This is a genomic window from Kitasatospora sp. NPDC057595, from assembly GCF_042800875.1.
Taxonomy (GTDB): Bacteria; Actinomycetota; Actinomycetes; order Streptomycetales; family Streptomycetaceae; genus Kitasatospora.
Genome location: NZ_JBHVGL010000050.1, coordinates 1 through 6,408, shown reverse-complemented (window position 1 = coordinate 6,408; position 6,408 = coordinate 1). Strand labels below are relative to the sequence as shown.

The 6,408-nt window shown below is 74.9% G+C and carries 7 protein-coding genes and 1 pseudogene; 4 read left to right on the top strand and 4 right to left on the bottom strand.

Translation table 11 applies throughout. The features are described from left to right. Positions 1-273: 273 nt before the first annotated feature. Entirely contained in the window at positions 274-1,158 is an 885-nt protein-coding gene (locus tag ACFU9E_RS35170; RefSeq protein ID WP_380688034.1) for an SDR family NAD(P)-dependent oxidoreductase, read from the top strand. Between the two features lie 61 nt (positions 1,159-1,219). Then, a complete protein-coding gene (locus ACFU9E_RS35165; protein ID WP_380688036.1) occupies positions 1,220-1,699 on the top strand; it encodes a nuclear transport factor 2 family protein in 480 nt (159 codons plus the stop codon). Positions 1,700-1,763: 64 nt separating this feature from the next. On the opposite strand, the gene ACFU9E_RS35160 is transcribed toward ACFU9E_RS35165, so the two are convergent. The 3 genes from ACFU9E_RS35160 to ACFU9E_RS35150 form a co-directional block, all read right to left on the bottom strand. Then, entirely contained in the window at positions 1,764-2,708 is a 945-nt protein-coding gene (locus ACFU9E_RS35160; protein WP_380688038.1) for a 3-hydroxyacyl-CoA dehydrogenase NAD-binding domain-containing protein, read from the bottom strand. Continuing rightward, positions 2,705-3,526 carry a BTAD domain-containing putative transcriptional regulator gene (locus tag ACFU9E_RS35155; RefSeq protein WP_380688040.1) on the bottom strand — a complete coding sequence of 274 codons (822 nt, stop codon included), beginning with the start codon at positions 3,524-3,526 and terminating at the stop codon, positions 2,705-2,707. The genes ACFU9E_RS35160 and ACFU9E_RS35155 overlap by 4 nt, the downstream gene beginning before the upstream one ends. 118 nt (positions 3,527-3,644) lie before the next feature. After that, entirely contained in the window at positions 3,645-4,250 is a 606-nt protein-coding gene (locus tag ACFU9E_RS35150) for a DNA-binding response regulator (RefSeq protein WP_380688042.1), read from the bottom strand. A 149-nt stretch (positions 4,251-4,399) separates the two neighbouring features. On the opposite strand from ACFU9E_RS35150, the gene ACFU9E_RS35145 reads away from it, so the two are divergent. Further along, positions 4,400-5,395 carry a beta-ketoacyl-ACP synthase III gene (locus tag ACFU9E_RS35145; RefSeq protein ID WP_380688044.1) on the top strand — a complete coding sequence of 332 codons (996 nt, stop codon included), beginning with the start codon at positions 4,400-4,402 and terminating at the stop codon, positions 5,393-5,395. Continuing rightward, positions 5,392-5,880, top strand: coding sequence for a flavin reductase family protein (locus ACFU9E_RS35140; protein WP_380715674.1), 489 nt, complete (start codon positions 5,392-5,394; stop codon positions 5,878-5,880). The genes ACFU9E_RS35145 and ACFU9E_RS35140 overlap by 4 nt, the downstream gene beginning before the upstream one ends. On the opposite strand, the pseudogene carB reads toward ACFU9E_RS35140, so the two are convergent. Then, positions 5,844-6,408: pseudogene (carB, locus tag ACFU9E_RS35135) on the bottom strand (carbamoyl phosphate synthase large subunit); the annotation flags it as partial. The gene ACFU9E_RS35140 and the pseudogene carB overlap by 37 nt on opposite strands.

The following is a 6,408-nucleotide window of genomic DNA, read 5'->3' as shown; positions in this document are numbered from 1 at the left end:
CCTTCGAGCCGCTGGCGCCCGAGGAGCGCGCGCTGTTCGTCCGCACCATCGAGGCCTACGAGAACGGCGCCTCCGGCTCCCGCGACTGAACCACCCCCGCAACTGAACCACCACCGCAACTGAACCACCCCCGCGACCGACCCACCCCCGCGACCGACCCACCCCGACGACCACCGCCCCGGCCGAGCCCCGCTGGAGCGTTCTTCGAGCCGCCCGCGCTTCGCTGGTCGGCGGGCGGCACCGCGCCGCCCGCACAGATCCGCGGGAGGCGGCATGCCGACAAAAGTGCTGGTCACCGGAGCCACCGGGGCGGTCGGGAGCCATCTGGCCCGCCGACTGCTCAAGGACGGGGCGGAGGTGCGCGCTCTGGTCCGCGACCCGGCCCGGGCCGCCGCCCTGCTGCCCGCCGGGATCCACCTCGCCCCGGGCGACCTGACCGACCCGGCGGCCGTGCGCGCCGCGCTCGACGGCGTCGAGCAGGCCTTCGTCCTGCTGGCCGACGACGCCGGCGCCGCCGTCGCCGAGGCGCTGCGCGCGGCGGCCGGCCGCGGCCCGCAGCATCTGGTGCTGCTCTCCGCCGCCGCGCCCGCCGCACCCGCGGACCCGGCCGGGGACAACCCGCTGTTCCGCAAGCACCGGCAGGGCGAGGCCGTCCTGGCGGCCACCGGCCGGTCGGTCACCGTGCTGCGGCCGGGGCCGTTCGCCTCGCTCGCCCGGCAGTGGATCCCCGCCGTGCGCGGCGCGGGCGTGATCGGCGCCGTCCACCCGGACCTCGCCCTGCCGGTGATCGACCCCCGGGACATCGCGGACGTCGCCGCCGCCGTCCTGCTCGGCGCCGGGACCGGGCCGGGGCCGGTGGTGCTCTCCGGGCCGCAGGCCCTGGACACCCCGGAACGGGTACGGATCCTCGCCGAGGTGACCGGCCGTCCGCTGACCGTCCGCCGGCTGAGCGCCGGGGCCTGGGTGCGGCTGGTCGGCGACCGGCTTCCGGAGCCCTACGCCCGGGCGCTGCTGGGCGTCGAGGAGTACCTGCGGCGGGTGCCGCCGCCGCTGGTCACCACCGTCCAGGAGATCACCGGCCGGCCGGCCCGGACCTTCCGCGGCTGGGTCGAGGACCACGCGGCGGAGTTCCTCCAGACCGGCTCCAGGACGGTTTGAGCCCACCCGGCGAGGGTGACCGGGACCGTCCGCGAAGCCGTTCCGACCGAGGAGGAAGCCGGTGCAGAGCACCACGACAGCCACGACCACCACGACCCCCGCCCCCGTGGCCAACCCGGCGCTGACCGGGCTCTACGCGGAGGTGCAGCTCTTCTACGCCCGCCAGATGCAGCACCTGGACGCCGTACGGGCCGAGCCGTTCGCGGCGACCTTCGCGGCGGACGGCGTGTTCGACCACTCGCCGGACGCGCCCGCCGTTCGCGGCCGGGAGGCGATCGCCGCCGAGGTCGACTCCTACAACGAGCGGCGCTTCGCCCAGGACCCGGTGCAGCGCCGGCACTGGTTCAACATGCTCGACGTGCGCGAGCAGCCCGACGGCAGCGTGCACACCGAGTTCTACGCCGTGGTGCTGACCACCCGGCCCGGGCAGTTCCAGCCGATCGTCGCACCCGCCTGCGTGGTGCGCGACGTCCTGGTCCGCGAGGGCGGCGAACTGCGGACCCTGGAGCGCCGGGTGACGCAGGACCACGCGTCCTTCTGAGCGGGCCGCCGCCCCGGGCGGGGAGGGACGGCCGGCCCCCTCCTCCCCGACCGGGGCGGCGGCGTCACCGTGCGCGGGCCCGCGCCGCCGCCGCGATCACGGCGTTCTGCCCCCGGTCGCGGCGGGCGGCCAGCTCCTCGTACGGCACCGCGCCGAACGAGGCGTCGGCCTGCGCCAGGAGGGTGTCGATCGTCTCCCGGTCCACCGGCGGCGAGCCGAGCAGCGCCCAGCTGCGCTCCAGGCCGCTGCCCAGGTGCTCCAGCCAGTGCCGCAACCCGCCCGGACCGCCGCCCAGGTGGAAGGCGTGGAACGGCCCCACCACCGCCCAGCGGGACCCGATCGAGGCGGTCACCACCTCGTCCAGCTCGTCGACCGTGACCACGCCCTCGCGCACCAGGTGGATGCTCTCCCGCAGCAGTGCCGACTGCAGCCGGTTCGCCACGAAGCCGGGCACCGCGCGGCGCAGCACCACCGGTGTCTTGCCCAGCCACCGGTAGAAGTCCACCGCCGCCTCGACGGTCTCCGGCGCGGCGTCCCGGCCGGCCACCACCTCGACCAGCGGCACGATGTGCGGCGGGTTGAACGGGTGGCCGACCACCACCCGGCCGGGGGTGTCGAGCCCGGCCCCCAGGTCGTCCGGCAGCAGGGTCGAGGTGGAGGAGAGCAGCAGGGCCCCGGGCGCGGCCGCGGCCGCCTCGGCGAACAGCCGCTGCTTGAGTGCGAGGTCCTCCAGGGCGTTCTCCTGCACCACGTCGACGCCGGCCACCGCGCTCGCGAGGTCGGGGGCGAACACCAGCCGGGCCGCCAGCGCGGCCGGATCGGCCGGCCCGTCGGGAAGTGAGGCCGCGTACAGGGGCAGCGCCGCCGTCACGTGCTCCCGGGCGTCGGCGCGGGTGCTGCTGATCCGCACCTCCAGCCCCCGGGCGGCGAACAGGGCGATCCAGCCGAGCGCGATCGTGCCGGTGCCGATCACGGCCGCGCTGCGGTAGGTCCTCGGACGGGTGGTCACCGCGACACCTCCAGGGCGAATTCGGGAAGTTCGGGAAGGTCGGCCCGCAGCGGGCCGGGCGAGCCGCCGAGGACCAGCTGGTGCAGTCGCTGCACCCGGCGGGAGGGTTCCACGCCCAGCTCGCCGACCAGGGCGCCGCGCAGCCGCTGGTACGTCTCCAGGGCGCGCCAGGTGTGGCCCGAGCGGTAGTAGGCGATCATCAACTGGGCCGAGAAGTTCTCGTGCAGAGGATGCCTGGCCGTCAGCATCCGCAGTTCGCCGAGGATTTCGGCGTGCCGGCCGAGTTGCAGGTCCGCCTCCACCCGCAGCTCGACGGTCCGGGTGCGGGCCTCGTCCATGCCCAGCACCTCGGTCTCCAGCACCGGCCCCACCGGGACGTCGGCCAGCGCCGGGCCGCGCCACAGCCGCAGCGCGCGGCCGAGGGTGTCGGACGCCCGGCGGGCGTCCCCGGCGTCCAGGGCCGCGCTGCCCTCGGCGGTCAGCCGCTGGAAGGTCCGCAGGTCGGAGTCGTGCACCGCACCGGTCAGCTGGTAGCCGCCGAGCCGGGTGGCCAGCACCTCCTTGGCCGTCTGGGGGGCGCCGGGCGGCAACGCGGCCGCGATCCGGCGGCGCAGTTGCAGGACGTAGGTCTGCAGCGTCGTCTGGGCGCTGCGCGGTATCCGCGCCCCCCAGGCCTCCTCCATCAGCGTGGGAACCTGGACTATTCGGCCCGCCCGCAGTGCGAACAGCGCGAGCAATTGTCGCGGCTTTCCGGCGCTCGGCACGATGAAGTTTCCGTCGATTCGTATTTCCAGCGGCCCCAGAACACTGATGTCCATACGTGTGCCTCCATGGAAATGTCGGTTTCCTGGAGTATTGCATGAGGAGTTCCGGAGGTCCTAGTGATGATCTCACGCGCGGACCGTGAATTTCTCATGCCCGGGCCGCCCGGGGCGGTCAGATCATGCCCGCCTCCCGGGCTATGCGGACGGCGTCGATCCGGTTTCGGGCGTCGAGCTTCTGGACGATCGCGGTCAGGTAATTGCGCACCGTCCCCACCGACAGGTGCAGCTGCTGGGCGATCTGCCGCACGTCGTCGCCCTCGGCGGCCAGCCGCAGCACCTCCACCTCGCGCGGGGTGAGCAGGCCGTCCGTCGGCAGCGAGAAGCTCAGCGCGAGCTGCGGGTCGACCACCCGCTCACCGGCCATCACCCGGCGCACCGCGGAGACCAGTTCGCTCGGCGGCGCGTCCTTCAGCAGCACCCCGGCGATCGGCAGCGACAGCGCCCGCCGCAGCACGGTGGGGTGGCTCAGGCTGGTGAGCAGCAGGACCCGGCAGCCGGGCACCCGGGCCCGCAGCCGCTCGGCGGCGTCCAGGCCGTCCAGACCCGGCAGGTTGATGTCCAGGACCGCCAGGTCGGGTCGGGACTCCAGCGCGGCCGGCACCACCTCGTCGCCGCTGCCGACCTCCGCGACCACCTTGACGTCCGGCTCCAGTTCGAGCAGCGCCACCAGTGCGCCGCGTACCATCCGTACGTCTTCGGCGATGAGCAGCCGTATCACCGAGTCCCCCTTCCCCGTTCGCGTCCGCCCGTCCGCCGGGCCCCGCGTCCGTTGAATTGTACGGCTGCCCAGCGAGGCTCAAGGGCTATTCCAGGTCGGATTGTGAGGATCGCCTCGCCCGGTAGTGGACGGCGAAATGGAGAACCGAAGTGGGGTACGCGCGGAAACGACCAATACGCGTCGCCGGCACCGGACACAGCGAAATACTGGGCGTCGGCGGTTACCGGCCCCGCCGGCGCGTCGACAATGCCGAGCTGTGCCGGAGCATCGACTCCACCCCGGAGTGGATCGAGACCCGCAGCGGAATCCGCCGGCGCGGCTTCGCCGGACCGGACGAGACCCTGCCGATGATGGCCGCCGAGGCCGCCGGGCGGGCCCTGGACCGGGCCGCGGTGCGCGCCGGCGACGTCGACCTCGTCCTGGTGGCCAGCATGTCCCACCTGGTCCAGACGCCCGCGCTGGCCGCCGTGGTGGCGCACCGGCTGGGCGCCGACCGCGCCGCCGCCTTCGACCTGTCGGCCGCCTGCGCGGGCTTCTGCCACGCCCTGGCCGTCGCCTCCGACACCGTCCGCACCGGGGGAGCCCGCCGGGTGCTGGTGATCGGTGCCGAACGGATGACCGACATCGTCGAGCCGACCGACCGCACCAGCGCCCTGCTCTTCGCCGACGGCGCCGGCGCCGTGTTGGTCGGCGCCGCCGACCGGCCCGGGATCGGCCCGGTGGTCCGCCGCTCCGACGGCGCCTACGCCGAGGCCCTGCGGATGACCGCGCCGTGGGCCGGCGAGGAACGGCCCTGGATGCGGATGGACGGTCGCCGGGTGTTCCGCTGGGCGATGGAGGAGGTGGCCCCCGCCGCGCTGGCGGCCCTGGACGCCGCCGGCCAGTCCGTCGCGGACCTCGGCGCCTTCGTCCCGCACCAGGCGAACCTCCGGATGACCGAGCTGATGGTCGAACGCCTCGGCCTGACACCCGCCACCACCGTCGCCCGCGACGTCGTCGAGACCGGCAACACCTCCGCCGCGTCGATCCCGCTCGCCCTGGACAGGCTGCTCACCGAGGGCGCGGTGACGAGCGGGGACACCGCGCTGCTGGTCGGCTTCGGCGCGGGCCTCAACTACGCGGCCCAGACGGTGGTGCTGCCGTGAACGGCCGCGCGGTGACCCGCGACGAACTGCGCTCCGCGATGGCCCGCACCGCCGCGGGCGTGGTGGTGGTGACCGCCCGGGGGAGCGACGGCACCCCGCAGGGGCTCACCGCGACCTCGTTCTGCTCGGTGTCGCTGGAACCGGCCCTGGTCCTGGTCTGCGTGGCCGAGACGGCCGGGGCCTACAAGGCGCTCGCCGGCTGCGAGGAGTTCGCGGTGAGCGTGCTGCGCCACGAGCAGTCCGCCGTGGCCACCCGGTTCGCCACCAGCGGGGCCGAGAAGTTCCACCCGGCGGACACCGAGCTGACGCCCCGGGACCTGCCCGCCGTCGCCGGCGCCCTCTGCCAGCTCGACTGCGTGGTCGACGCCCGCCACCCGGCCGGCGACCACCTGATCCTGGTCGGCGAGGTCACCGCCGTCCGGCTCGCGGACGGCGGTGACCCGCTGGTCTACGCCGGCCGGTCGTACCGGACCCTCAGCTCCTGAAGCGGCGTCACCGTCGGGCCGGAGGAGGACTGGAGGGCGTCGATGCCCTGGACGGCGGCGCCCATGGCCTGGACCGTGGTCAGGCAGGGCACCGCGCGGGCGACGGCGGCGGTGCGGATCAGGTAGCCGTCCCCGCTGCGCCCCGCCGGCCCGGCCGCACTGCGGCCGGTGATGACGACGAGATCGACCGCGCCGTCGTGGATCATCCGGTCGACGGTCTGCTCGCCGTCGGGGCCCTCGCCCTCGCTGTGCTTGCGCACCACGGTGACCGGCACGCCCGCCCGTCGCAGGACCTCGGCGGTGCCGGCGGTGGCCAGCAGCTCGAACCCCAGCCCGGCGAGGGCCAGCGCCGGCAGGACGATGTCCCGCTTGTCGCGGTCCGCCACGGACAGCACGACCCGGCCCTTGACGGGCAACGGCAGTTGGGCCGCGCTCTGGGACTTGGCGTAGGCGGTGCCGAAGACCCGGTCCAGGCCCATGACCTCGCCGGTGGAGCGCATCTCCGGGCCGAGCACGGTGTCCACCCCG